This is a genomic window from Cylindrospermopsis curvispora GIHE-G1, from assembly GCF_014489415.1.
Lineage (GTDB): Bacteria > Cyanobacteriota > Cyanobacteriia > Cyanobacteriales > Nostocaceae > Raphidiopsis > Raphidiopsis curvispora_A.
The window spans coordinates 2,797,429-2,822,545 of sequence record NZ_CP060822.1 but is presented as its reverse complement, the minus strand read 5'-3'; the positions used below and the strand labels follow the sequence as shown (position 1 = coordinate 2,822,545).

General features: G+C 39.6%; 17 protein-coding genes and 1 CRISPR repeat array. Of the genes, 11 read left to right on the top strand and 6 right to left on the bottom strand.

Going from position 1 to position 25,117, the window contains the following annotated elements; genetic code table 11:
* Positions 1–9: 9 nt before the first annotated feature.
* Together IAR63_RS12520 and IAR63_RS12515 are read left to right on the top strand one after the other, a co-directional pair.
* Complete coding sequence (locus tag IAR63_RS12520; RefSeq protein ID WP_187705502.1) at positions 10–993, top strand: DMT family transporter; 984 nt, start codon at positions 10–12, stop codon at positions 991–993.
* Positions 994–1,149: 156 nt separating this feature from the next.
* A complete protein-coding gene (locus IAR63_RS12515; RefSeq protein ID WP_187705501.1) occupies positions 1,150–1,962 on the top strand; it encodes a carbon-nitrogen hydrolase family protein in 813 nt (270 codons plus the stop codon).
* 98 nt (positions 1,963–2,060) lie between these two features.
* Here IAR63_RS12515 and fba read toward each other — a convergent pair whose 3' ends face one another.
* Together fba and IAR63_RS12505 are read right to left on the bottom strand one after the other, a co-directional pair.
* The gene (gene fba, locus IAR63_RS12510; protein ID WP_006277166.1) at positions 2,061–3,134 is read right to left on the bottom strand and encodes a class II fructose-bisphosphate aldolase; all 1,074 of its coding nucleotides are present in this window, start codon (positions 3,132–3,134) and stop codon (positions 2,061–2,063) included.
* Between the two features lie 285 nt (positions 3,135–3,419).
* Positions 3,420–5,165, bottom strand: a complete 1,746-nt coding sequence (locus tag IAR63_RS12505; RefSeq protein ID WP_187705500.1) for an ABC transporter ATP-binding protein — start codon at positions 5,163–5,165, stop codon at positions 3,420–3,422.
* Positions 5,166–5,201: 36 nt separating this feature from the next.
* On the opposite strand from IAR63_RS12505, the gene IAR63_RS12500 reads away from it, so the two are divergent.
* The 7 genes from IAR63_RS12500 to IAR63_RS12475 all read left to right on the top strand — a co-directional run bounded on the left by IAR63_RS12500 (position 5,202) and on the right by IAR63_RS12475 (position 14,365).
* Positions 5,202–5,984, top strand: a complete 783-nt coding sequence (locus IAR63_RS12500) for an ABC transporter permease (protein ID WP_096547527.1) — start codon at positions 5,202–5,204, stop codon at positions 5,982–5,984.
* A 326-nt stretch (positions 5,985–6,310) separates the two neighbouring features.
* Entirely contained in the window at positions 6,311–7,867 is a 1,557-nt protein-coding gene (locus IAR63_RS12495) for an AAA-like domain-containing protein (RefSeq protein WP_096547526.1), read from the top strand.
* A 188-nt stretch (positions 7,868–8,055) separates the two neighbouring features.
* Positions 8,056–8,541, top strand: coding sequence for a pentapeptide repeat-containing protein (locus IAR63_RS12490; RefSeq protein ID WP_187705499.1), 486 nt, complete (start codon positions 8,056–8,058; stop codon positions 8,539–8,541).
* Between the two features lie 29 nt (positions 8,542–8,570).
* On the top strand, positions 8,571–8,696 hold the full coding sequence (locus IAR63_RS18650; protein ID WP_268905658.1) for a hypothetical protein: 126 nt from the start codon (positions 8,571–8,573) through the stop codon (positions 8,694–8,696).
* Positions 8,669–8,917, top strand: coding sequence for a phage integrase N-terminal SAM-like domain-containing protein (locus IAR63_RS18795; RefSeq protein WP_407927160.1), 249 nt, complete (start codon positions 8,669–8,671; stop codon positions 8,915–8,917). Before IAR63_RS18650 ends, IAR63_RS18795 begins: the two co-directional genes overlap by 28 nt.
* 31 nt (positions 8,918–8,948) lie before the next feature.
* A CRISPR array of direct repeats spans positions 8,949–9,938; the repeat unit is 36 nt; unit sequence GTCGCAATACCTATTCCTTCTTGCGAAGGTCAAGAC.
* 821 nt (positions 9,939–10,759) lie between these two features.
* Positions 10,760–13,858: an ATP-binding protein gene (locus tag IAR63_RS12480; protein ID WP_187705498.1), complete on the top strand. Its 3,099-nt coding sequence runs from the start codon at positions 10,760–10,762 to the stop codon at positions 13,856–13,858.
* Positions 13,859–13,861: 3 nt separating this feature from the next.
* Complete coding sequence (locus IAR63_RS12475; protein ID WP_197704906.1) at positions 13,862–14,365, top strand: DUF7680 family protein; 504 nt, start codon at positions 13,862–13,864, stop codon at positions 14,363–14,365.
* A 628-nt stretch (positions 14,366–14,993) separates the two neighbouring features.
* On the opposite strand, the gene IAR63_RS12465 is transcribed toward IAR63_RS12475, so the two are convergent.
* The 4 genes from IAR63_RS12465 to IAR63_RS12450 form a co-directional block, all read right to left on the bottom strand.
* Positions 14,994–15,899 carry a DNA-methyltransferase gene (locus tag IAR63_RS12465; protein WP_096547523.1) on the bottom strand — a complete coding sequence of 302 codons (906 nt, stop codon included), beginning with the start codon at positions 15,897–15,899 and terminating at the stop codon, positions 14,994–14,996.
* Positions 15,892–16,860, bottom strand: a complete 969-nt coding sequence (locus IAR63_RS18245) for a hypothetical protein (RefSeq protein ID WP_223007661.1) — start codon at positions 16,858–16,860, stop codon at positions 15,892–15,894. The genes IAR63_RS12465 and IAR63_RS18245 overlap by 8 nt, the downstream gene beginning before the upstream one ends.
* A 226-nt stretch (positions 16,861–17,086) precedes the next feature.
* Positions 17,087–17,692 carry an IS630 family transposase gene (locus IAR63_RS12455; RefSeq protein WP_187707460.1) on the bottom strand — a complete coding sequence of 202 codons (606 nt, stop codon included), beginning with the start codon at positions 17,690–17,692 and terminating at the stop codon, positions 17,087–17,089.
* A complete protein-coding gene (locus IAR63_RS12450) occupies positions 17,667–18,035 on the bottom strand; it encodes a helix-turn-helix domain-containing protein (protein WP_096547519.1) in 369 nt (122 codons plus the stop codon). The genes IAR63_RS12455 and IAR63_RS12450 overlap by 26 nt, the downstream gene beginning before the upstream one ends.
* Positions 18,036–18,280: 245 nt before the next feature.
* On the opposite strand from IAR63_RS12450, the gene IAR63_RS12445 reads away from it, so the two are divergent.
* Together IAR63_RS12445 and IAR63_RS12435 are read left to right on the top strand one after the other, a co-directional pair.
* Positions 18,281–21,208: a DUF1156 domain-containing protein gene (locus tag IAR63_RS12445; protein ID WP_187705497.1), complete on the top strand. Its 2,928-nt coding sequence runs from the start codon at positions 18,281–18,283 to the stop codon at positions 21,206–21,208.
* Positions 21,209–21,459: 251 nt separating this feature from the next.
* On the top strand, positions 21,460–24,891 hold the full coding sequence (locus tag IAR63_RS12435) for a helicase-related protein (RefSeq protein ID WP_223007660.1): 3,432 nt from the start codon (positions 21,460–21,462) through the stop codon (positions 24,889–24,891).
* Positions 24,892–25,117: the final 226 nt, after the last annotated feature.

Below are 25,117 nucleotides of genomic sequence, written 5' to 3'. Positions count from 1 at the left end.
TATAAACTAATGAGAAACCAATTAGACAAATTGAATCAGTTACCAGTTGAGTTATCAGACAAACAATTTAAATTTATATCCGTTGGTTTACTGGTGCTGGGAGCTGTGTCAATGGGCTTTGCGCCTATTTTTATCAGATGGAGTGAAAGCGAAATTAGTGCTGCAGCAACTATATTTAATCGTTTGTGGATATCTAGCGTTTTCTTTGGCACTTGGATCGGATTTTCTTTAATTCGTCAACACAATTTAAGTTCTAAACCATCGCCAACTAATAATTTATATACATTATCAGCATGGGGCTTGTTTTTTTTACTTGGTATTATATTTGCAGCAAGACAGCTGTTTTGGGCTAAGTCACTAACTCAGACTAGTGTGGCTAGCTCGGTTGCAATTATTCACGCAGTAGTACCGTTATTAACTGCTATAGGGGGGTGGATTATCTTTCGTCATCGTGTGAAACTACAATTTGTGGTTGGCATGATTATTTCTATTACAGGTGCGATCGCCATCAGCTTCCAAGATTTTTCTGTCTCTACCAATGAGTTGAAGGGAGACTTCTTCTCCTTAATATCGGCAATTTTGTTGCCATGTTATTTACTGCTCATGGAAAAGCTCCTGACCCAGTTTGCAACAAAAACCCTAGTATTCCTCTGTTGCGCTATTGGAGCAGCAACTACCTTACCTGTTTTACTAATGACGGGAGATAACCTATTCCCAGTTTCTTGGCAAGGATGGTTTTCTGTAATTTCCCTAGCTTTAATCTGTCAGGTCTTGGGACAAGGACTAATTGCCTATTCCCTCAATTCATTATCCTCTTCCACTGTGGCAATGATAATGTTTGTGGATCCGGTCATTAGCACAATTTCCGCCTGGCTAATCTTGGGCGAACAAATCAGTCTCATCAAAAGTATAGCTTGTTTGATCGTTCTTATTGGCATATATTTAACCATAGTAGGTCAATATGAAGCAACAATTGACTCACCTTTGACCTGAATTTTTGTATGATATCGGTGGTAATAGACCAAGGTCTAAAAAAGACATTGACTCCTGCAATTATCCCGTGTCAATTACCCTAACAGCAGATTTAAATAATTTACAGAGATTATTAATAACTGCTAGATACCTTATCTACTGTTTGTTTTTGAATCTATGAAGTCTTATTTAGCCGCCGCCATTCAAATGACCAGTGTGCCTGATTTACAAAAAAACTTGGCACAAGCAGAAGAGTTTATTGACCTGGCCGTGCGCCAGGGTGTCCAGTTATTAGGGTTGCCAGAAAATTTCTCCTTTATGGGAGAGGAAAAAGATAAACTTGCCCAAGCCAGTATTATTGCCCAGCAAACAGAAACGTTTCTCAAGCAAATGGCACAACGGTATCAAATTACCATTCTCGGCGGCGGCTTTCCTGTTCCCGTAGATAGTACAAGTAAAGTTTACAACACTGCTTTACTAGTTGACCCTAACGGACAGGAAATTGGTCGTTACCACAAGGTGCATCTATTTGATGTGAATGTTCCTGATGGTAATACTTATCAAGAATCTAGTACGGTTATGGCTGGACGAGAATTGCCACCAGTATATGTTTCGCCAACCTTGGGCAAAATAGGTCTCTCTATTTGTTATGATGTGCGCTTTCCAGAATTATATCGAGATCTGGCAGCTAGGGAGGCTGATGTAGTTTTTATTCCTGCTGCTTTCACGGCTTTTACGGGAAAAGACCACTGGCAAGTGTTATTACAGGCCCGAGCGATTGAAAACACTTACTACATAATCGCCCCAGCCCAAACAGGTACTAATTATGCCCGTCGTCAAACCCATGGACATGCCATGATTGTTGACCCATGGGGAACAATTTTAGCTGATGCAGGAGATAAACCAGGAGTCGCTATTGCCGAAATTAAACCTACTAGACTGGAACAGGTGCGTCGTCAAATGCCCTCTTTACAACACCGAGTTTTTTAGGCAAGACTTTGGAAACCGACCATGAAAAACCGGGATTAACACCCCGGTTTGGTCAAGTTGGGGTCTAGGTGGAACCCAGCCCCCATAAGTTTGTTCAATTAAACTGCAGCAGCAGCTTTCACAGCTAATTCGCCTTTAGCATACTTAGCAGCAAAATCTTCTAGGCTAACTTGTTTGATTTTGCTCGCATTACCAGCAGTGCCAAACTGTTCATAACGGTCAGCACAAACCTTCTGCATGTACTTAATGGAAGGCTTTAAGAAATGACGGGGGTCAAATTCTTTGGGATTTTTAGCCAGAGCTTCACGAACAGCAGCAGTGATAGCCAGACGGTTGTCGGTATCGATATTAACTTTACGTACGCCGCTCTTGATGCCTTTTTGAATTTCTTCTACGGGTACACCATAGGTTTCGGGGATAGCACCACCAAATTCGTTAATCAGTGCAATTAAATCTTCGGGTACGGAAGAAGATCCGTGCATTACCAAGTGGGTGTTAGGTAGGCGACGGTGAATTTCTTCGATGCGGCTAATGGCCAAAATTTCACCAGTGGGCTTGCGGGTGAATTTGTAAGCACCATGGCTAGTACCAATAGCAACAGCTAAAGCATCTACTTGGGTAGCTTCTACAAAGTCGACTGCTTGATCAGGATCGGTTAATAATTGAGAGTGGTCAAGGGTACCTTCAAAACCGTGACCATCTTCTGCTTCACCAGCACCAGTTTCTAAAGATCCTAAACAACCTAGTTCACCTTCAACGCTCACACCTAAAGAGTGGGCAACATTAACAACTTCACGGGTAACTGCGACGTTATATTCAAAGCTGGCAGGAGTTTTTGCATCAGCTTCTAAGGAACCATCCATCATTACACTGGTGAAATTGTTCTTGATGGCAGAATAGCAGGTAGAAGGAGCATTACCGTGATCTTGGTGCATCACAATGGGAATTTGTGGGTATGTTTCTACCGCAGCCAAAATCAAGTGGCGTAAGAAATTTTCACCAGCATAGTTACGAGCGCCACGAGAGGCTTGTAAAATCACGGGGCTATCTGTTTCAGCAGCTGCCTTCATGATTGATTGAATCTGTTCTAAGTTGTTAACGTTAAAAGCGGGAATGCCATAACCATTTTCAGCAGCGTGATCTAAAAGCAACCGCATAGGTACAAGCGCCATAGATAATCCTCCTAATGTGTTTTTCAGCTGGGTAGTTTCAGACAGGCGTAAGGTTTACGCTAAATAAGAATTAGTTTTTTCAACTTATTAGGAAATTATATATAGTATGGGGTGTTTATGTTGAAAAACTTTGCGCCCCCACTCCCTATCATTTTTCAGTGTATCTTGTGTTTTATATTCACTGTTGTTACCCCTAATACTGTCAATGGCAGTTATTTCAGTATCTAACAATACAAAAATCTGGTTTTTAGGATGTAAATCGCTCTTTTTGCAGCTGTGCTAAAACTAACTCTGACTAAATTGTTGCGCATAAAAATGTGCATATTTACCTTCTAGGGACAATAATTGTTCATGATTCCCCGATTCCACAATTTGCCCTTTTTCTAGGACTAAAATGCGATCGCATTTTCTTACCGTTGACAATCTATGAGCAATAATTAATACAGTACGATTTTGCATTAATCTTTCTAAAGCCTGCTGCACGAGAGCTTCGGACTCGGAATCTAAAGCTGAGGTTGCCTCATCGAGTATCAAAATTTTGGGGTTTAATAGCACCGCGCGGGCGATGGCAATTCTTTGTCGTTGTCCCCCGGATAGGTTGACGCCCCGTTCACCCACCCAAGTTTGATAACCTGCTGGTAATTGCATAATAAAGTCATGGGCATTGGCCACCCGGGCGGCTGCTTCTACTGCTTTTTGGTCGAAGTTGTCTTGTCCAAAAGCAATATTTTGAGCTATAGTTCCTGAAAACATAATTGTTTCTTGCGGAACAATACCAATTTGCTTTCTTAAACTGTTTAATGTGACATCACGAATATTGACATCATCTATAAAAATATTACCCAATTTAGGATCGTAAAATCTGGGGAGTAAATTGACGAAAGTGGTTTTACCAGCACCGGAAGCACCAACTAAAGCAATGGACTCACCAGGACTGATAAACAGACTGACGTGATTTAAAACTAGCTCACCCGGTTTATAAGCAAAACTAACACCACGGTATTCAATCTTGCCATTAATACTGGGAAGAGTCATAGCAATAGGATTTTCTAGGACTGTTGGTTTAATAGCCAACAGTTCAAATACTCGTTCCAAAGAAGCCTCACCCTGTTTGAACTCATTATAGTTATGGGTAGTATGACCAATAGGATCAATTAGTAAAGCTGCTGCGGCTAAATAACTAAAAAACTCACCCACAGTAAGATTCTTCTGGGAAATCTGCCATACTCCCACCATAATGAGGGATAAAGCACTCAAGGCTTCTAAAAACCCTACAATAGGAATTTGAATCGCCTTTAGTTTTTCAGCGGAATATTTAGCCTTGAGGGTTCTTTGAGCTTCGTGAGTGAATCTAGCAATTTCATACTTTTCCGCTGCAAAGGCTTGAATTAAGCGAATACCACTAAAAACCTCGGTTAAAATAGCAGATAAATCAGAAATGCGATTTTGACTTTTGAGAGCATACTTACGTAAACGCTCCCCAAACCAACCAATTAAAACCCCCATAATTGGTGCCACTATCACCGTAGCTAAAGTCAACTGCCAATTTAAATAAATCATGTAGATGGGAATGGCAATCAGTTGTAAAACACAGGGGATAAAATCATGAAACAACTTATTGACAACCTCACCTACCCTATCCACATCTTCTGTTAAGCGATAAGACAAATCCCCGGCTTTTGCTGTTTCAAAATAACTCAAATTCAGTTTTTGCAAGTGTGTGTAGACATTTTGCCTGAGATGAAAAGCTACCCTCAAAGCAACCTTGGACATATACAAGTCTTGAACGGACTGAAAAAAGCCCCGGACAAGAAATACCAAAGCACATACACCCGTTAACTGGGCGATCGCCACCACATTACCCTCTCCAAAAGGTAAAGCCAACTTACCAGCTAAGTGAATCAAGGTTAAAGTAGCGAAAACGTACCCTATAATGCCAATAAATCCTCTAGAGATAGTTGGCCACTGTTGCTGGAGATAGGGTAGAAGTAAACGATAATTAAAAAACTGTTGGGGAATTTGTTGGGTCATGTTTGGTAAATCAAAGGTCAACCATTAATCATCAAAATGCAAAGATATTTAAAGGTCATCAGATTATTTTGGGGTGCAGCTATTGCTGCTGAAATGGAATATCGTTTAAATTTCATCATAGCCGCCCTGAGTAGCTTAGGGAATCTTTCCGGGGGGATTTTTGGGTTGTTCTTATTTTATCGCACTGGTTACACCTTTAGTGGATGGTCATGGGATTCAGCCCTACTTGTGTTGGGGGTTTTTACTCTGTTGCAGGGTTTTTGGTCTAGCTTTCTAGCTCCTAACTTAAACCGGATTGTGCGTCATGTACAAGAGGGTACATTAGATTTTGTTTTATTAAAACCCATCCGTAGTCAGTTTTGGTTGTCAACTCATATTCTTTCCCTCTGGGGACTACCGGATCTACTATTTGGTTTTATCATAATTAGCTATGCAGGTAAAAATCTAGGTCTGGGAGTAAACGACTATATTTTGGGCATATTACCTTTGGGTTGTAGTCTAGTCATTCTCTATAGTTTATGGTTCATGTTAGGATCAACCAGCATTTGGTTTACAAAGGTTTATAATACCACCGAGGTATTACGGGGACTATTGGAGGCGGGTAGGTATCCCATGTCAGCATATCCCATGGGCTATCGAGTTTTTTTTACTTTTGTAGTTCCAGTATTTTTTCTGACTACCGTTCCCGCTCAAGCCATGTTGGGTCAAATCCAGGTGGTTTGGCTAATAAGTGCTGTTTTTTTAGCCATGTTTTTATTTTTTCTTTCCACTTGGTTTTGGCGATTTGCCCTAAGATTTTATACTAGTGCTTCCAGTTAACAGCTAATTCTACTGCTGCTAATTTTAGAGATTACCGGAAAATAATTCTCTCCTCAACCCAGAAGATTGGCAAAGAACTAATCTGGTAGGTTGTAACCACTATAAAGCAACTGTATACACCAAAACCCTTGGAATAATGGCTTTATCCCATGACGGAAAACGTTTACCGTCAATCCTTTATAAATTGGGAACCGACCATGGAATACACCTGAACATGAATTCTCGTTCCTCGGGGAGATTGATCTCGCGAGTGCGAGTGCTTCGCGATCGCCCACCATTCAGAATAAATATGTAAACTTAAAGAGTTCACCTATTGTCAAAATTTTATGACTCGCTGGTTTAATATTGCAGGTCCATGTTCAAACGATATTCACTATGTCCTATCTCCCACAGTCAGATTACCAGACTTAGAGGCGTTAATTCAACAACGTAGTTACTTTGTCCTACACGCACCACGACAAACAGGGAAAACCACCGCCATGTTATCCCTAGCAAAACAACTTACCGACACTGGAAATTATGCCGCAGTCATGGTGTCAGTAGAAGTAGGCAGTGCATTTAATCATGATCCCATCGCCGCCGAATTAGCAATTTTAGGAACTTGGTATAATACAATAAATATTCGTTTACCCAAGGAATTACAACCACCTGTTAAACAATGGCAACAGGAAGAACCAGGAAGCAGAATTAAGGCTTTTTTATCAAATTGGGCAACATCTTTAAACCGCCCTTTAGTATTATTTATAGATGAAATTGATTCTTTACAAGATCAAACATTAATTTCAGTTTTAAGACAATTAAGAGATGGTTTTCCTAACCGTCCAGAAAATTTTCCCTCATCAGTAGGTTTAATTGGCTTGCGAGATGTGAGAGATTATAAAGTAGCATCGGGAGGTAGTGACAGATTAAATACTTCTAGTCCTTTTAATATAAAGGTTGCTTCTCTAACTATGAGAAATTTTAATCTTGCAGAAGTAGGAGAATTATATCAACAACATACAACAGCAACTGGGCAAATTTTCACACCAGAAGCCATAGAAACAGCTTATGATTTAACCCAAGGACAACCTTGGTTAGTGAATGCTTTAGCTAAAGAAATTGTAGAAAAAATGGTAAAAGATAGAAGCATTACTATTACTAAAGAACATATTTTAACAGCTAAAGAAATATTGATTACTCGTCAAGATACTCATTTAGATAGTTTAGCAGAAAGGTTAAGAGAACCAAGAATAAAAGCAATTATTGAACCAATGTTAGCAGGTTTAGAATTAGGGAATATACCTAATGATGATATTCAATTTGTCATGGATTTAGGATTATGTAAAATGCACCCCTATGGAGGATTAACTATTGCTAATCCCATTTATCGGGAAGTGTTACCCAGAGTTTTAACTGTGACACCAATGGCTTCTTTACCCATAATTGCACCCACTTGGTTAACATCAGCAGGTGAATTAAATATTGATGCTTTATTAACTGCATTTCTCAAGTTTTGGCGACAACATGGAGAACCATTATTAGGTAGCACAGGATATCATGAAATTGCACCACATATAGTATTAATGGCTTTTTTACATCGTGTGATTAATGGTGGAGGAGTTTTAGAAAGGGAATATGCCATTGGTAGTGATAGAATGGATTTGTGTTTGCAGTATAAAGATGTTATTTTAGGGATTGAATTAAAAGTGTGGCGGGATAAAAAACGCGATCCTCAAGGTGATGGAATTGAACAATTAGAATCTTATTTAGGGCGTTTGGGTTTAGATTTTGGTTGGTTATTTATCTTTGATAGACGGAAAAATGCCTTACCTATGGAAGAAAGGTTATCAACTGATGTGGTAGTGACAGAAAATCAATATAGAATTACTGTGATTCGGGCTTAAGCTTCTCCGTGTCTTCAGACCGGAGAAGCTTAATACTAACTTATTGAATGGAACTTGAGTAAAGATAAAACTTGTTGACGTTAAATATCTTACTCATTACCCTGCCCTTATTTCTATTAGTTGCTCTTTTATGGATAAGAACAGTCATGTATAATTTACCTCGATAATTTGGTTACGGATTTAAGACAATGAAAAAATTTCTCACATTAGCGCTGACATTGACTTTGTTTCTTGTTTCCTCTTTTAGCCTTGGCACTAGTCCTAGTTATGCTTATAGCCAGTCTGACCTAGACAGACTTTTAGAAACTCGTCAGTGTCTAGAATGTGACCTCTCTGGTGCTGACCTCTCTGATGCTAACCTCAAAGGTGCTGACCTCTTTTATGCTAACCTCCAAGGTGCTAACCTCACAGGTGCTAACCTCGAAGGTGCTAGGCTCACAAGTGCTAGCCTCGAAGGTGCTAGGCTCACAAGTGCTAGCCTCGAAGGTGCTAGGCTCACAAGTGCTATCCTCTCTGATGCTAACCTCTCTGATGCTAACCTCGAAGGTGCTGACCTCGAAGATGCTTTCCTCATTGATGCTAACCTCAGAGGTGCTAAACTCAGACATGCTTTCCTCAGAGGTGCTAGCCTCTCTGGTGCTAAAGGTGCTAGCCTCTATGATGCCATCCAGTAATCACATTCTCTGACTTACATATTTACGGGATGAAAATATCTGAAAACATTGAAAAATTTTTGGTAAATCATCCCGAAAAACCACCTTTGGGAATTCATTCCCTAGGTCACTTTCCTCCCTTAAACTACTGGCGATCGCCATTACTAATGCTATAAATCAATGGTTAGATGGTAAATCTAAACACTCTAGAATAAATTATAATAGGATAATTCGTAGTTACATATCTTATTTAAGTGACATCCATATAGCTAATTGTACTGCTGCTAATTTTAGAGATTACCAGGAATATCTCTATCAATCCGGTAAAACTATTAATACTATTAACACTTACACCAATATAATAAAATCTTTCTTGCAAAGGTCAAGACAAATGTAATATTCGCTGTTTTAGAGCAGCTCCCTGTGATGTCGCAATACCTATTCCTTCTTGCGAAGGTCAAGACCCATCCCCGTGCGGATGAGAAGTTCATTGGAACCTTTACGTCGCAATACCTATTCCTTCTTGCGAAGGTCAAGACGGGCTTCTTCTAAAGAAGAAGCCGAAAGGCTTAGGGAGTCGCAATACCTATTCCTTCTTGCGAAGGTCAAGACATCAGGCGTTTTCTAAGTTCTGCTGATAACAATTCAAGTCGCAATACCTATTCCTTCTTGCGAAGGTCAAGACTTTATAACAACTGTGGGTAATGAGGCTATAACTGATGTCGCAATACCTATTCCTTCTTGCGAAGGTCAAGACTTCAACGTATCAGCCACCCCAAGCTTGGGTTGAAAGGTCGCAATACCTATTCCTTCTTGCGAAGGTCAAGACCCCAACGGTGGATGAGATTGAGCAAATCATTATAGGCTGTCGCAATACCTATTCCTTCTTGCGAAGGTCAAGACAACTCCTTGGTTAGCTTCTCTTCTCTTCAGAAGGCTTTGCTGTCGCAATACCTATTCCTTCTTGCGAAGGTCAAGACCGAATTGTAAGCGAACCTTTCGCTAAAGTCCAGTCTGTCGCAATACCTATTCCTTCTTGCGAAGGTCAAGACCTCCCATATGTAATAGATACATAACCTACAATCACGATTAGTCGCAATACCTATTCCTTCTTGCGAAGGTCAAGACCTCTGTATTGAAGGTAGTCTGGATTTTCAGATATAAGTCGCAATACCTATTCCTTCTTGCGAAGGTCAAGACTGTACGAACCACCCCAAGCATGGCTAGAAAGAAACCAGTCGCAATACCTATTCCTTCTTGCGAAGGTCAAGACACAGTATCAGGAAAAGTAGTAGGCGCTCCAAACATACCGTCGCAATACCTATTCCTTCTTGCGAAGGTCAAGACTTTTTGTCCAGTAACGGCCAGTAAAACCATGTCATGTCGCAATACCTATTCCTTCTTGCGAAGGTCAAGACCCCTCCATTTTAACCCCTTACCCTGACTGGTGTCTAGACCCACTTTGCGAAGGTCAACAAAATTTCTCTGTTTTTCACCTCCACCACCCTCAAAATAATGGCTGAAACCTTTACACCACAAGGCTGCGAGGTTCCCGACGAAATAATAGGCATTCCAGCGTTTTTCTCTGACCTTCGCACTTTCTTCGTTAATTACTGATTTTTTTGTCTTTATTTTTATCATTGTTGTTTGTTATTACTTAAATATTTATATCGAGCTTTTCCCTAAATATTCCAATATTATAACACACTTATGGGAAAATAATTGTCTAAAACTTATGTATATTTTATTTTTTATTGTGAATGCCATACTGTAGGTTAGCGGGTACGAAATGTTTAGGCTGCATTTTAACACCCGTATAAAAATTTGTAGTTCGGATTGAATGTCATAAAACATAAACCTGAATCGCACAACTCCACCCAATTAATTATAATTATCCCAGTTGAGTTTCATTCCTCAACCCAACCCACACGATCGCATTCACGAGCGATCGCAGTTTCAGGCTATCTTCTGGAGGTATTTCTTGGACTCTGTTAAAAAGTCTTTTACACGAGAGCAAGAGAGTAGGCACCCAGTAACAGAAAGACCCTTTTCAGGTTGCACTTCAGACAGGGAATTCATTCCGTGTTTACCTGGGGAACAATCCCTGCCAAAGCCGGGCTAAATATCTATCTAAAGATAGATGAAACGAAATGTTATAATCAACTAAGGTGTCATTGCTTTAGTTGCTGACGCAAAACGTTTTCCATCAATCTTTCTACAGAATTAGACAATCAGATACATGAAAACCTTATTTGAAATTTGCACCCCCCGTCCCGAGATATTACAAGGGAATATTCGTGAATCTGATTTTGCTGCGGATTTGGCTCAGGTAATCAATGGTACAGCTCCCCCAGAATATGCTCACCCAGATCTATTCTTCGCTAATACCCACCCCACCCAAGGTTTAAAAACATTATTAAAAACTGTATGTGAACGGCTACAAGGAAATGATGGTTGTGCTGTTTTGCGTTTAGACACTCAATATGGCGGAGGAAAAACCCATAGCCTTATTGCCCTTACCCACGCTGCCCAAGGTATGCAAGGTGTAACCAATGTACAAGAATTTATAGATCCCACTCTTGTCCCCACAGTTAAAGTCAGACTAGCTTCCTTTGATGGTGAAAATGCTGACCCTATCAATGGCAGACCCTTGGGTAATGGTTTAAGAGCTTACACCCCTTGGGGAGAAATAGCTTATGCACTAGATGGTGTCGCAGGCTATGAAAAAGTCCGTGAAAGTGATACCACCACAAGAAGATCACCAGGAGCAGCTACCTTACAAGAATTATTTGGCAATGACCCAGTTTTAATTTTATTAGACGAATTATCCATCTACTTGCGAAAAGTCAAAGGTACAGAAGAGCAAGATCAACTTGCACCATTTCTCACCTCCCTATTTAAAGCTGTTAGTTCTACTGAAAAAGCTTGTGTCGTATTTACCATAGCAGTCGGTAAGGAAGGGAAAGCCACAGATGCCTATTCCCAAGAAAATGAACTTCTAGATAAAAAAATAGAAGAATGGGGCAAAGTCGCAGCAAGGGTTTCCACCCTCCTTAACCCCACCACCGAACAAGAAACAGTTCAAGTATTACGCCGTCGTTTATTCGCCCACATAGACCAAAATGCAGTGAAGGAGGTAGTTAATACCTATAACCAATTGTGGATTACCTATCGTAGTGACCTACCCACCGAACGAGTAAATGCTAATAGAGAAACAGACTTTCAAAATGGGTTTCCTTTTCATCCTGCATTAATGGATTTACTCACTGATAAACTCTCTACTTTAAGCACCTTCCAACGGGTGCGGGGAATGTTGAGATTATTAACCCGCACCATAGCCCATCTTTGGCAAGAACAACCCACCTCCACTTATGCCATTCATCTACATCATGTGAACCCTGGTTATAACCCTATTCGAGATGAAATTAACACTCGTTTAGAATTAGGAAGATTCGACCCAGTCATTCAAAACGACGTAGCAGCAAATACAGGAAGTACTTCTCCCGCAAGAGTATCCTTAGCAGAAGAATTAGATACTAAATGGTATGCTGGTTTACCACCCTACGCTTCCTTTGTTGCCCGTAATATTCTTTGGCATACCTTTGTTTTTAATGAAAATCTACAAGGGATAGATGAAGTAAATTTACGCTATAGCATTTTAGCTCCTGCAATGGATATGGGCTTTATCAATGATGCTCGCCAAAAATTTATTGCCGAATCTGGTTACTTAGATGATCGCCCCACAGCACCGTTACGATTTCTCACAGAAGTCAACCTCACTGTTTTAATTAGCCAGCAGAAAAGGCAAGTAAACCTTGACGAAGCTAGAACCCAACTCAAAGACCGCATTCAGCAAATTTTTAAAGGTAATACTTTTAATCTCAACCTATTTCCTGGTGGTGCTTATGATGTGAGTGATGATATAGAAGATGGCAAACCGAAACTAGTTGTTATTAGTTACGATGCAGAAACAGTGCGCAATGAAGAAGTAACAGTACCACAGTTAGTAGAAAATATTTACATAAGCCAAGGTTCCCAGGGTAAATACCGCGATTTAAAGAATAACTTAGTATTTTTAGTTGCTGAGGATGCCACCCGTGATGAAATGAAAGATAAAATGGTCTATCGCTTAGCATTGGCAGCAATGAGAACACCAGATAGACTATCACAATTACCACAACATCAACAAGATAAAGTCAACGAACTGTATCAAAAATCAGAACAAGAACTAGCCATTATCATTCAACAATGCTATCGGCACTTATTTTACCCTTCCAAAACTCGCCTAGATAATACCAATATAGACTTAGCTCATATATCAATTGATTTACCTTCTACTTCCCAAAAACCAGGTATAGGACAACAGCAAGTTATTAAAGCCTTATCAGATGCAAGTAAACTACTTACAGAAAGTAGTGAGCCTCCCGCACCTAACTATATTAGAGACAATACACCCCTAAAAAAAGGACAAATTAGCACTGCTCAATTAAGAGCTGAATTTCGTAAAAATCCCCGTTTTTCCATCATGTTAAGTGATGAGACCTTTATTAAAATGGTGCGTAAAGGCATAGAGCAAGGTATTTATATTTATCAAAATGGAGATTTACTTAACGGAAAAGATGATCCCTATGCAGAAATTAAAATAGATGAACAGTCAATTATTTTCACCATAGAATATGCCAAAGAAAAAGGTATTTGGCCACGTCCTTCAGTCACCTCACCAGATAACCCAAACCCAGCTAACACCAGTTACGGAAACACCGCAAGCAGTAGTAGTGGTGCTACCAGAACAAGTAAAGCAGGGGAAAAATTAGGAGGGACTTATATTTCTGGAACAGACTCTACCAATACAGACACACACAATTATCAGACCTCATCTACCCCAGCAGCTCCCCACCCGCGCGTTTTTAGAGCTGAAGCTCCATTGCGACAAGCTTTAATTAATATCTGGGAGGATGCCAGAAGTGCACAAGTTAAAAAAATCAGTCTACTGAGTTTAAGAATTTTTGACAGTAATGATGGTTTTAAGCTAATAGGAGGCATCAACCATGCTACAAACGCCGAAAAACAGGTCAAGCTAACAGCTGAATATGAAAGCAAAAATGGCAGTAGTTTCAAAATGGAATTTGAGGGACAGGTAAGTGATATTTCACCAGTTAAAGAATTTCTACAACCCCAACTGCGCGCAGCTTCAGAAACAAATGTGGAATTAACCCTAACTTTAACATATCCTGATGGTTTAGACCTTAATGGAGACCAACCAGAAAAAATGACAGAAAAGTTAGCCAGATTTGCCACAGGTGCTGCTTTTATAGAAGCTTACGCAGAGGCGATTTAAACAATGACCACTTCCATTTCTCCCCTAGTTCAACTGAGAAATCACACTGATAACTTACCTCAATTTTTAAGTAAACCACATTACCAACTACAAGTTGAAAAACACTCAGGTAGTGATTTATCCCTAGAAATTTACCAGTTACCAGCACCAGCCACACCACATCTAAAACATCCTCGACGCATTGCAGGGCTAAAAGGCAGAAATTTAGCCTTAATTGAAAATCGCCTGCTGCGACAGTTAAAATTTATAAACATCGATTTACCAAACATGCAAAGGGGCAAAAAGAAAGAGTTTGAAATTGATGAAGAGAACGCCTTGAGGATGGGATTAATGTTTCGGGTATTAGCACCAATGAGAAACCGAGAAAATATGTGTTGTTGTGCAGAAGGGATTGAAGCTATGGGTAAAGAAGAAGCTGCATATTGGTTAGGGATGGCAATGCACCGAAAAAATCCCCGCCGCGTACTAATGGCACTACGTTGTTTATTAACTGACCCCAATAAGTAATATTCCTTTTTTTTATGACGTATACCCAACTTTTCTAAGGCTCGATGCATGGTTGTGATACTAACACTAGTGCCCGTCGTTTCTCTCAGGCGATCGCACAATTCTGAAAGTAGTAAATCATTTTTCTCATCCAGCCAAGACTTGATCATGTTTAAATATTGGCCTGCAATTATAGGCTTTTCATATCCTCCACATTGCTTTGGCTCAACTTGCCCAGTTTCACGATAACGACGTACTAAATTTCTCACAAATGATAAGCTGACCTTGAATCTTTCTGCCAACTGGCGTTGAGATCCCTCTCGAGCAACCCATGCTACAATCACGCGATTACGCAAATCTATTGAATAAGGTTTTGGCATATAATTTGACAGCACTTTTACTCTATTTTAACTTATTACCCTTATTATAGCTTATTTTATTTTGGAGTTTAACTACATGAAAATCGCTGTATTATTAGGGTCAAGACTTGAACAACCACAAAAGGGATTGCCTCTTGTGATTGAACAGCTAGTTGCAATACCTATACCTATTCCTTCTTACGAAGGTCAAGACCTTCATGAACCGCCCATTGCGAACCCGCATGATGGGTGCTGTGGGATGGGCAGGAGAAACACCTGCCTCGACCCGATTATGTGCCATATCGGAAAAGACTTGGTTGAGCTAGGATTTCATCAATTCTTTTTTGTGCCATTTCCTGATATTCTTTTACCAAATCGCACCCAATAAACTTTCGATCATTCCTCAATGCAACCACCCCTGTAGTGCCAGAGCCGGTAAAAGGATCAAATACAACATCACCTTTTTTTGTAGAAGCTAATACGCATGTTTCGACCAATGCTTCAGGAAAGACTGCAAAATGTGCATCCCGAAATTTTCCTAACGGAATTTCCCAGACAGTTCTTTTATTTCTCCCCATAGGATGAAAAGCCTGATCCCATCGGCCATCATGCAAATTTTGGTTTCCTGCATTCTTGCCATTTTCTGGTGTGCCGTTACGTTTACCTAAGTGATTTCTACCACCTCTCATTTTTGAGTTTTCTGAAAATGTTACATGTGGCTCTCTTATGGAATCGGCATCATAGTAATAATCAGCAGATTTAGAAAAAAGAAAAACATACTCATGATCAGTAGTTGGCCTGTTCTTAACGGAAGATGGCATTGCATTAGGTTTTTTCCAAATGATATCGCTTCTGAGAATCCATCCCGTGTCTTTCAGCGCAAATGCTACACGCCAAGGAACGCCTTGGAGTTCTTTATTCCGGTAAGTGTCTCCTATGTTAAGCCACAATAATCCATCATTCCTAAGCTTCGGTTTCAATGCCTCAAAACAATCAATAACATTTTTTACATAGTTTAATAAATTGCCTTCTCGTCCTATTTCTCGGACGGAGGCTTCATTTCCACTGTAATTTCTGTGACCGAAATATGGAGGGCTTGTTACAATCGCTTGAATATAATTATCAGGAATAGATGAGGCAACATCCCGGATGTCGCCACAAAGAACTTTATTAATGATTCTGCTTAAATTATCCATTATCTAAAACTCCTTGAATGTATCTGTTCAATTGGATTTGCGATGCCTCATCAAACCCCACGAACTTATTTGGGTTCATGTTGAAATGAAAGACCTTATCAATTTGATCATCAATATTATCTAATTCGGTAACGGACCAATTGAGCGCAACAATAACAGCAATCATGTGATACCTGTTTCTGTCTTCTTTCAATTCACGCACTGCCGCAATTATATCTCGTGTAAATATATGAGAATGCCCGCCACCTTCGGTCTCTCTCGTTTTGATTGGCAATAAGAGTGTTTCATTTGGTCCATTACCGGTTGGTGTAAGTTCGGCAGAAACATCAATGGTATGATTTCCAATCTTGATCTGCCTATCGGCGATTTTGATCTTCTTGTATTGTCCATAGTTACCATGTATAGAAAAGTAGTTTTGAAATGCCGTGATTAACGCCGTTCTTACACTAGCTTCAAGCTGATGCCCCTTAATACTACGGCGTGATCCTTCAAGTCGGTCTATAACTACCTCACGCACTGTTAGCCAACTAAAACTTTTGACGCATGTTCTGTATTCGTTTATCAATTCAACTATTGTGTCAGATTCGGCGACTATTCTGTCGATATCTTCCATTTTTCTCATTCGGGCTATAAGCGGTGCCAGCCTCTGCTGGGGTGCGTCCCTAATTATCCATGCAAAGAAGTAAAAGCATGCTTTCTCATGTGGATAAACTCTCCCAATACCATCAAATAATAGCGGCTGTTTGTCTTCCGCTTCAGAATAACACGCATTGATAATAGCGGCGATATCATTCCTATTTGCTGACATTAGAATTTCATTCAGCTCTTTATGCGAACTGGTTATTCTCTTTGCGGTTTTTTCAACCCAATCATAGAAAGGTTTTGCTTGGTCGGCAAGCTTAGATAGCTCTACCAAGCGGTAGTGAGTAACATCAACTTGATGGACTATTACTTCATTCATACAAACTTCCTTTGGGTGTTTTTACGGCACATAACGCTTGCAATCACCGGACGGAGATAACATCTACTAGACCCCAGTATACTTCAAGGTTCCGGTGCATTGCGATTGTGTACGCCCAGCATGGGCGTGAACTCATGGGGTGAAAGTCCCCTGTCGGAGAACCAGTGTCCAAATGCTCGAAAGTTATAGGAGCCGAGTGACAACAACGACTAGCTTACAGCGGTTTTCATGTAAATAAACCACAATAATTGAACCAATTAAGCGCATCCTTTGCTGTAATATAATTTACTGCACTTGTCATGGACTCATTTAGGGTTTCTAATGTTCGTGCCTCACGACTACGGAGAAATTGCTTTAATTTTGACCAACACAATTCTATCGGAGATAAGTCTGGAGAATAGGGGGGTAAAAACTTAACTTTTGCACCGACTGATTCAATTGACAATCTCACGCGCTCAGCATAATGAACCTTTAAATTATCCATAACAACAATAGCCCCTTTCCATAATTGAGGTACTAAAACCTGATTTACATAAGTGAGAAATACTTCTGTATTTGTGCTTCCCTCTACAGTCATTGCTGCCAGAATTCCATCCATATTTAAAGCGCCAATCAGAGAAATATTTTTGCCCTTGTTTCCTGGTACGCTACCAATTGCTCTTTGTCCATCTTGGCTTCTGGCAAACAACCTTGACATCCCTAAATTTATCCCCGATTCATCTAAAAACACTAAGTTTCTAATATCAACTGTATCTACCCAACGACGATAATCATGCCTTAATTCTTGAACACGTGGAGTCTCCTGTTCACTGGCATTTAGACTTTTTTTTATGACGTATACCCAACTTTTCTAAGGCTCGATGCATGGTTGTGATACTAACACTAGTGCCCGTCGTTTCTCTCAGGCGATCGCACAATTCTGAAAGTAGTAAATCATTTTTCTCATCCAGCCAAGACTTGATCATGTTTAAATATTGGCCTGCAATTATAGGCTTTTCATATCCTCCACATTGCTTTGGCTCAACTTGCCCAGTTTCACGATAACGACGTACTAAATTTCTCACAAATGATAAGCTGACCTTGAATCTTTCTGCCAACTGGCGTTGAGATCCCTCTTGAGCAACCCATGCTACAATCACGCGATTACGCAAATCTATTGAATAAGGTTTTGGCATATAATTTGACAGCACTTCTACTTTATTTTAGTTTATTACCCCTATTATAGCTTATCTTATTTTGGAGTTTAACTACATGAAAATCGCTATAGGGGTCCCACTCAGTAAAATGTGATATCTATCTGATATATAAAAGTTACTAAACTATATGTGAAGAATTGTAACAGAGAATAGGATAATTGTCACATTTAATGTTAAAAAGGATTATAGCTAAAGTGATGCTACGCACGTACCTGGAAAATACCGTGACCAAAAGATTAATTGAAGAATGGCTACCCGTCGCTGAAATTGGATTAGAAAGCCTCAGAGAAAGAACACCAATGACTCCTTTTCCTGCACCAAATAGACTTCATGTTTGGTGGGCTAGAAGACCTTTAGTAGCGTCACGGGCTGCGGTTTTAGCTTCTTTATTACCTGCGGATGCTGATAAACAGAAATTCTTGCACGTTTTAGGTATTCATGGCGACCCAGTTCAAGCACAATATTTAATGCAAAAAGCACGAAGAACTGGAGAAAGAGTAAAAGACCCTTATGGTTATGAGAGAGCATTTAAGTACTGCTTAGGTACTGATGATATCACATGGCTAAAAACGGAATTAAATATTTATGATTTAAATCAAATATCGGTGCTTGATGTAACAGCAGGAGGAGGAAGTATTCCTTTTGAAACAGTTAGACTAGGTTTTAATTCTCTTGCTAATGATATAAATCCTGTCGCTTCTATTATTTTAAAAGCAACTATTGATTTTCCTATAAAATATGATTTACAAATACTTGAAGTCTATAATCGTATAAGTTTAGAATGGCGTAAACATATGGAGGAAAGATTACAAGACTTATTTCCTAAAAATAAGAATGAATCAATAAGTGATGCTACTTATCTTTACGCCCGGACTATACGGTGTCCTTATTGTGATGGAATTATCCCACTGTCTCCTAACTGGAAACTCGCATCAGATGGTACAGGAGTGCGATTAAACCCTGATATAAATAAACGGATTTGTGAATTTGAAATTGTTAGTAAAGCTAAAGACCAATCACCTGGAACAGTCACCAGAGGTGATGCCCAATGTCCCTATCCTGACTGTAATAGAGTTGTTTCAGGAGATGAAATAAAAGCCCAAGCCCAAGGGGGAGAAATGGGCGACCAATTATTTGCTGTAGTTTATAAACAAAGAATAGTTACTACAACCAAAACGGGAAAAAGTAGAGAAAAGTGGGAACGAGGATATCGCTCACCTTTACCCAGTGATGATAATACAGCAGAAATAAAAGACAAGTTAGAAGAAAAATTAACTGATTGGGAAGCACTAGATATTATTCCTAATGAAATAGTATTAGAAGGATCTAAGACTGACGAAGCTTTACGCTATGGATTATATTATTGGAGGAGTTTTTTCTCCCCCAGACAACTTCTGTGTCATGGAACAAGTGTAGAAGTATTTCGAGAATTATTAGAAAAAGAAGAATCTAAAGGAGCATTAGAAGAAACTACAAAAGCAGCATTTACCTATTTAAGTTTTGCTTTAGATAAAATGCTAAATTACAACTCTCGAATGTCTATTTGGATGCCAACAAGAGAAGTTGTAGCCAATACTTTTAACCGACATGATTTTGCTTTTTGTTGGTCTTATTCAGAAATGGCTCCTCTTATTACTGGATTAGGTTATGATTGGGCAATTGAACAAACAGGAAAATGTATTGAAGAACTAGTTGAATTAAGTCGCCCTGATATTGATATTAAAAAAGCTAACAATAAAGGTCAACAACTAAACTTATTAAATTCCCCATCTTTTACTCCACCTAACATTACCATTACCAACGAATCAGGAGATAACCTTTATCATCTAGATGATAATAGCATAGATGCAGTAGTCTTTGACCCTCCCTATTATGATAACGTAATGTATGCAGAATTAAGTGATTTCTTTTACGTTTGGCTAAAACGCACAGCTGGATATATTTATCCTGAATTTTTCACCCGTCAACTCACAGACAAAGAAAACGAAGCAGTAGCCAACCCCGCTAAATTCCCAGGCGAAAAAGGCGCAAAAGCACTAGCAACAAAAGACTATCAAGAACGCATGGCTAATATCTTTAAAGAATGTGGACGTGTACTTAAAGAAAATGGTATTCTGACCTTAATGTTTACCCATAAAGCTCAAGGTGCTTGGGATGCTTTAGCCAGTGGTTTGCTAGAAGCTGGCTTTGTCATCACTGCTTCCTGGCCTGTCAATACAGAAGCAGAAGGTAGCTTACATATTAAAGATAAAGCTGCGGCTAAAAGCACCATATTTCTTGTTTGTCGTCCCAGAAAAATCAAACCAGAAGACCATACCATTTACTGGGAAGATATAGAAAAAGACATTGCCAAAACAGTCAGAAACCGAGTAGAAGAATTCCAAAAATATGGCATCAAAGGCGTTGATTTATATCTCTCCTGCTTTGGTCCAGCTTTACAAGAACTCTCCCAACATTGGCCACTCACTCGGGGCACACCCAAACCCTCACCCCAAACTACAAAAAAAACTAAACAAACTACCCTACGCGATGAATTTGACCCCTACAGCGTAACCCCAGAAGATGCTTTAGACACCGCTAGAAAAGAAGTAAAACAATGGCGCATGCAACAACTTTTAGGCACAAAACGCCAAACTACTTTAGACTCAATTACAGAATGGTTCGTACTAGCTTGGGATGCTTTTAAATCACCTCGATTTCCCTACGATGAAGCATTACGTTTAGCCAGAGTAGTGGGTGTAGACCTAGACCGAGATATTGTAGGTAAACTAGCCCAAAAACAAAGCAGCGACCTAATTCTACTAGACAGTAACCAACGCGCTGCCAAAGGTTCCTTAGGTTCACCAGATGGTAATCGTGCTATGATAGATGCCCTACATCACGCTGCTACCCGCGCCCGTAGCAATGGGTTAGAAGCTGCCATCAAACTTTTAGAAAGTAACCAAGTTGAGAAAAACCCTGACTTCCAAATGGCACTATTAGCAGTTTTAGAAGTATTACCAGTTTCTGGCACTTATACAGGAATGATAGAAGAAGAAGGAGACATTGCTGAAGCTGCCAAAGACTTTGATGTTTTAGAAAATTTACGACGTTTAGCATTTAGTGAAAAAGTACCTCAACCTAAACAGCTAGAATTGTGGTTAAATGTTTAATTACATCAGGTACTTATAAGTAGGGAGGTACAATTATTTGTAGGATGGGTCGAGTAACGAGACCCATGGGGGTGTTGGGTTTCATGCTTCAACCCAACCTACGTTGATCTTATATTTAATTCCACTCACCTACTTAGCATAACCCATGGGGGCGTTGGGTTTCATACTTACACCCACCCACTTACAGCACCCATGTTCCATATTTTTCCCGCCAAAACCCCCAAGCCATACTATAAATTGGAGTAGTTCCTATGAGCTTACTGACAGATTATACCTGGGCAACAAAATACGACTCAGACACCCTAGGTCTGATTCAAGAATTTTATGAACCAGCTTTAAAATGTGCAGTCCGCTACCACCGTTCCACAGGCTATTTTTCCGCCCGTATTCTTACCCTAGCCGCCATAGGAATTGAAGGTTTAATTCGTAACCATGGAACTATGCGGTTAATTATTGGTTGTACCCTCCAAGAAGAAGAAACAGAAGCGATCGCCAGGGGAGAAAAACTGAAAGACGTAGTAGAAAATGCCCTAGTAAAACTACCATTAATTCCGGATGACATAGGAGAAGCAAATGCTTTAGAACTGCTATCATGGATGATAGTAAAAGATTACTTACAAGTAAAATTAGCCGTTCCCTGCTCCTTAGAACGCCAACCAATACCCGTGCAAGGTATCTTCCATGAAAAAGCTGGAATTATTGAAGATAAAGCAGGAAACAGACTAGCATTTAATGGTAGCGTCAACGAAACAGCTAGGGGTTGGAAAGGAAACTGGGAAAGTTTTCATGTGTTTACAGACTGGGGCGGCACAAAAACCTATGTAGATGATGAAGAAGTAGGATTTAATAAACTCTGGAATAATCAAGCTAAACACTGCCTTATTGTTGATGTTCCCACAGCAATTAGAGATAAACTACTTACCTTTTTACCAGCTAACGACCAAAAACCCAAACGATTAGAAATAATAACAAACCATTATTCCCAGAGCAATATACCATTAATTGATCATCAAAATCCCTCTGTGCTAAATCTTCCTTCCCCTTCCCATTCAACACATAATCAAAAAATTGAAGCCATAGATAATCATCTCCATCAAAACTTAAGCCATAATCAGTCCCCCAGCCAAACTGGTGAAGAATTTAATCCTTCTTCTCAAAACTTAACACACATTCACCATAACCAGCACCCAAATAACTATCCTCATTCAGACTTTACAGATAATCAAAACAAAGAAGAATTAAATAATATCAATAATATAAATAATAATTTACAGATAGAAGAAACAGAAAATAATAATAACACACCAGTAGATTTACCAGAGAAAATCAAACAGATTTGGGAGATGATTCAAACTGGGGCCACCATATCAGGAGCAGGAGATTATATTGGCATGGCCACCTGTGCTATTACACCCTATCCTCACCAAATTAGTGCCTTCCAACGCCTTTATTTTAACTGGCCCCCCAAACTTCTCATCGCCGACGAAGTTGGATTAGGTAAAACCATACAAGCTGGCTTATTAATTCGTCAAGCATGGTTAGCAGGGAAAGCCAAACGCATTCTTATCCTTGCACCCAAAGCAGTCCTGACCCAATGGCAAATAGAATTAAGGGAAAAATTTAACCTCAACATTCCTATTTACGACGGTAAAAAATTAACTTGGTATGATTGCCCAGCCTTGAAAGTATTAGGTAAACCCATTATTAAAACTGTCAATCGTGAAGAATGGCATCAAGAACCCATAGTGATTACTTCTAGCCACCTAATGCGGAGAATAGATAGATCCAAAGAATTAATCAATACAGCAGAACCCTACGATTTAATCTTATTAGATGAAGCCCATCATGCCCGTCGTCAAGGAGTGAGTAGTAATCAACCAAAAGGGGCAAATCAATTACTAAATTTAATGCAGCGGTTAAAACCAAAAACTCAAGGATTAGTATTATTAACTGCCACCCCCATGCAAGTAAGCCCCATAGAAATTTGGGATCTACTAAATTTATTAGGACTCCCACAAAAATGGGATTTAAATAACTTTAAACACTTTTTTGATTATGCCAATATAGCCAACCCCAGCGATAGTCAATTAGAATTTATGGCCCAATTATTTCAGGAAGTAGAAAAAGAATTTGGGGAAACAAGTGCAGAGAGCGCCCAAAAATTTGTTTCAAGTGGTAGCAAACTAGCCACCAAAAAAATACTACAAGCCCTAAGAGACAAAGCCACCCTTCCCAGAAAACAACTCACCGGTGAAAAAAGACGAGCAGCCATTTCCATAATGCGTTGTAATACTCCTGTAAACCGTTTGATTTCCCGCCATACCCGTGAACTTTTACGTCACTACTATGAAACCGGAAAAATTAGCACTCGTATTGCCACCCGCCTTGTTGAAGATGAATTTGTTTCCCTAACCTTAGAAGAAAGAAAAGTTTATGAAGCAGTAGAAGATTATATTTCTAGCACCTATAATAAAGCCTCAGCAGCTGATAAAAATGCCGTAGGTTTTGTGATGACAATTTATCGTCGTCGTTTAGCCAGTAGTTTTAGTGCCTTAAAAAGTACCCTTAGCCAACGAGTCACCACCCTTAAAAGTCGTCAATTTTCCCAACTAGAACTCAATGAAGAAGACATTTCTGATGATGAAACTACCGATGAAACAATGGATACAGAAGAAGCCAATCAATTAGAAATAGAAGCTTTAAAAGCAGAAGAAGTAAGAGAACTAGAATTTTTATTAAAACAAGTTGAAAGACTACCAACAGATAGTAAAGCACAGAAATTGTGGCAGAAACTAGGAGAAATCAGACAAGAATATCAGCAAGTGATTGTATTTACACAATATACAGACACAATGGATTTTTTGAGACAGTATTTAATAAAGACAGGGGAATATAAAGTAATTTGTTTTTCAGGGAGGGGAGGAGAATTAGCAGGAGGGAATAACACCTGGAGAATTATTTCCCGGGATGAAATTAAACGCATCTTTAAAGAAGGGAAAGCCGATATTCTCCTGTGTACAGATGCAGCAGCAGAAGGTTTAAACTTTCAATTTTGTGGAGCATTAATTAACTATGATATGCCTTGGAATCCCATGCGTGTAGAGCAGAGGATTGGGAGAATTGACAGACTAGGACAAAACTATGAGAAGATTAAAATTATTAACCTACACTATCAAGATACAGTAGAGACAGATGTTTACCTAGCATTAAGAGAAAGAATAGGCTTATTCTCCCAGTATGTAGGCAAACTACAACCGATTTTAGCCACCCTACCCAGGAGTATTGCCACAGCTGCTTTATCGAGCCATTCTCAAAAAGAAGAGCAAAGATATACCATAGTGAGCAAATTAAATGACAGCATCACTCAAGTAGAAGCAGAAGGATTTGACCTAGATAGCATAACAGACGTAGAGTTAGAAGAGCCGAAACATTTAGAAGCGCTATATGATTTAAAAACCCTAGACGAATTACTACAGAATCCTGCCTTACTGCCAGGGGGAATTGATGTAAAACCGATGCAGGAAGGGGAGTATAAATTTTCCATGCCAGGGATGAGAGAGAGTTTGCGCATTACAACCAAAGCCGAATATTTTGAAGAGCATCCAGGGAGTATGGAATTATGGTCTCCTGGCAGTCCCTTGTTTCCCATAGAGACACAGGGAATGAATTTTCAAAACAGTTAAAACTCCACTAGTAGATTGGGTTGTAAAGGTTCCAAACTATCAGATATTTCCCCGGTCAAAAAAACAACACGAAACCAAAAACAGTTGCTAAAATTAGGTTAAATCCCCCTAGCTGAGGGCAAAAATGAACCCCGTACCCCCTCTTACCGTGCCCCAATCTTCAACCACCACCCAAGATGTAACCCCCCCTGGGGAACCCCTCGACCTACCAGACCATACGCACCTA

Bases quoted from the DNA above. Each gene is read 5' to 3' on its own strand.
- IAR63_RS18245 (WP_223007661.1), bottom strand. From the start codon at position 16,860: ATGAATGAAGTAATAGTCCATCAAGTTGATGTTACTCACTACCGCTTG.
- IAR63_RS12450 (WP_096547519.1), bottom strand. From the start codon at position 18,035: ATGCCAAAACCTTATTCAATAGATTTGCGTAATCGCGTGATTGTAGCA.
- IAR63_RS12465 (WP_096547523.1), bottom strand. From the start codon at position 15,899: ATGGATAATTTAAGCAGAATCATTAATAAAGTTCTTTGTGGCGACATC.
- IAR63_RS12505 (WP_187705500.1), bottom strand. From the start codon at position 5,165: ATGACCCAACAAATTCCCCAACAGTTTTTTAATTATCGTTTACTTCTA.
- IAR63_RS12480 (WP_187705498.1), top strand. From the start codon at position 10,760: ATGAAAACCTTATTTGAAATTTGCACCCCCCGTCCCGAGATATTACAA.
- IAR63_RS12475 (WP_197704906.1), top strand. From the start codon at position 13,862: ATGACCACTTCCATTTCTCCCCTAGTTCAACTGAGAAATCACACTGAT.
- IAR63_RS12495 (WP_096547526.1), top strand. From the start codon at position 6,311: ATGACTCGCTGGTTTAATATTGCAGGTCCATGTTCAAACGATATTCAC.
- IAR63_RS12515 (WP_187705501.1), top strand. From the start codon at position 1,150: ATGAAGTCTTATTTAGCCGCCGCCATTCAAATGACCAGTGTGCCTGAT.
- IAR63_RS12435 (WP_223007660.1), top strand. From the start codon at position 21,460: ATGAGCTTACTGACAGATTATACCTGGGCAACAAAATACGACTCAGAC.
- IAR63_RS12520 (WP_187705502.1), top strand. From the start codon at position 10: ATGAGAAACCAATTAGACAAATTGAATCAGTTACCAGTTGAGTTATCA.
- IAR63_RS18650 (WP_268905658.1), top strand. From the start codon at position 8,571: ATGAAAATATCTGAAAACATTGAAAAATTTTTGGTAAATCATCCCGAA.
- IAR63_RS12500 (WP_096547527.1), top strand. From the start codon at position 5,202: ATGCAAAGATATTTAAAGGTCATCAGATTATTTTGGGGTGCAGCTATT.
- IAR63_RS12490 (WP_187705499.1), top strand. From the start codon at position 8,056: ATGAAAAAATTTCTCACATTAGCGCTGACATTGACTTTGTTTCTTGTT.
- fba (WP_006277166.1), bottom strand. From the start codon at position 3,134: ATGGCGCTTGTACCTATGCGGTTGCTTTTAGATCACGCTGCTGAAAAT.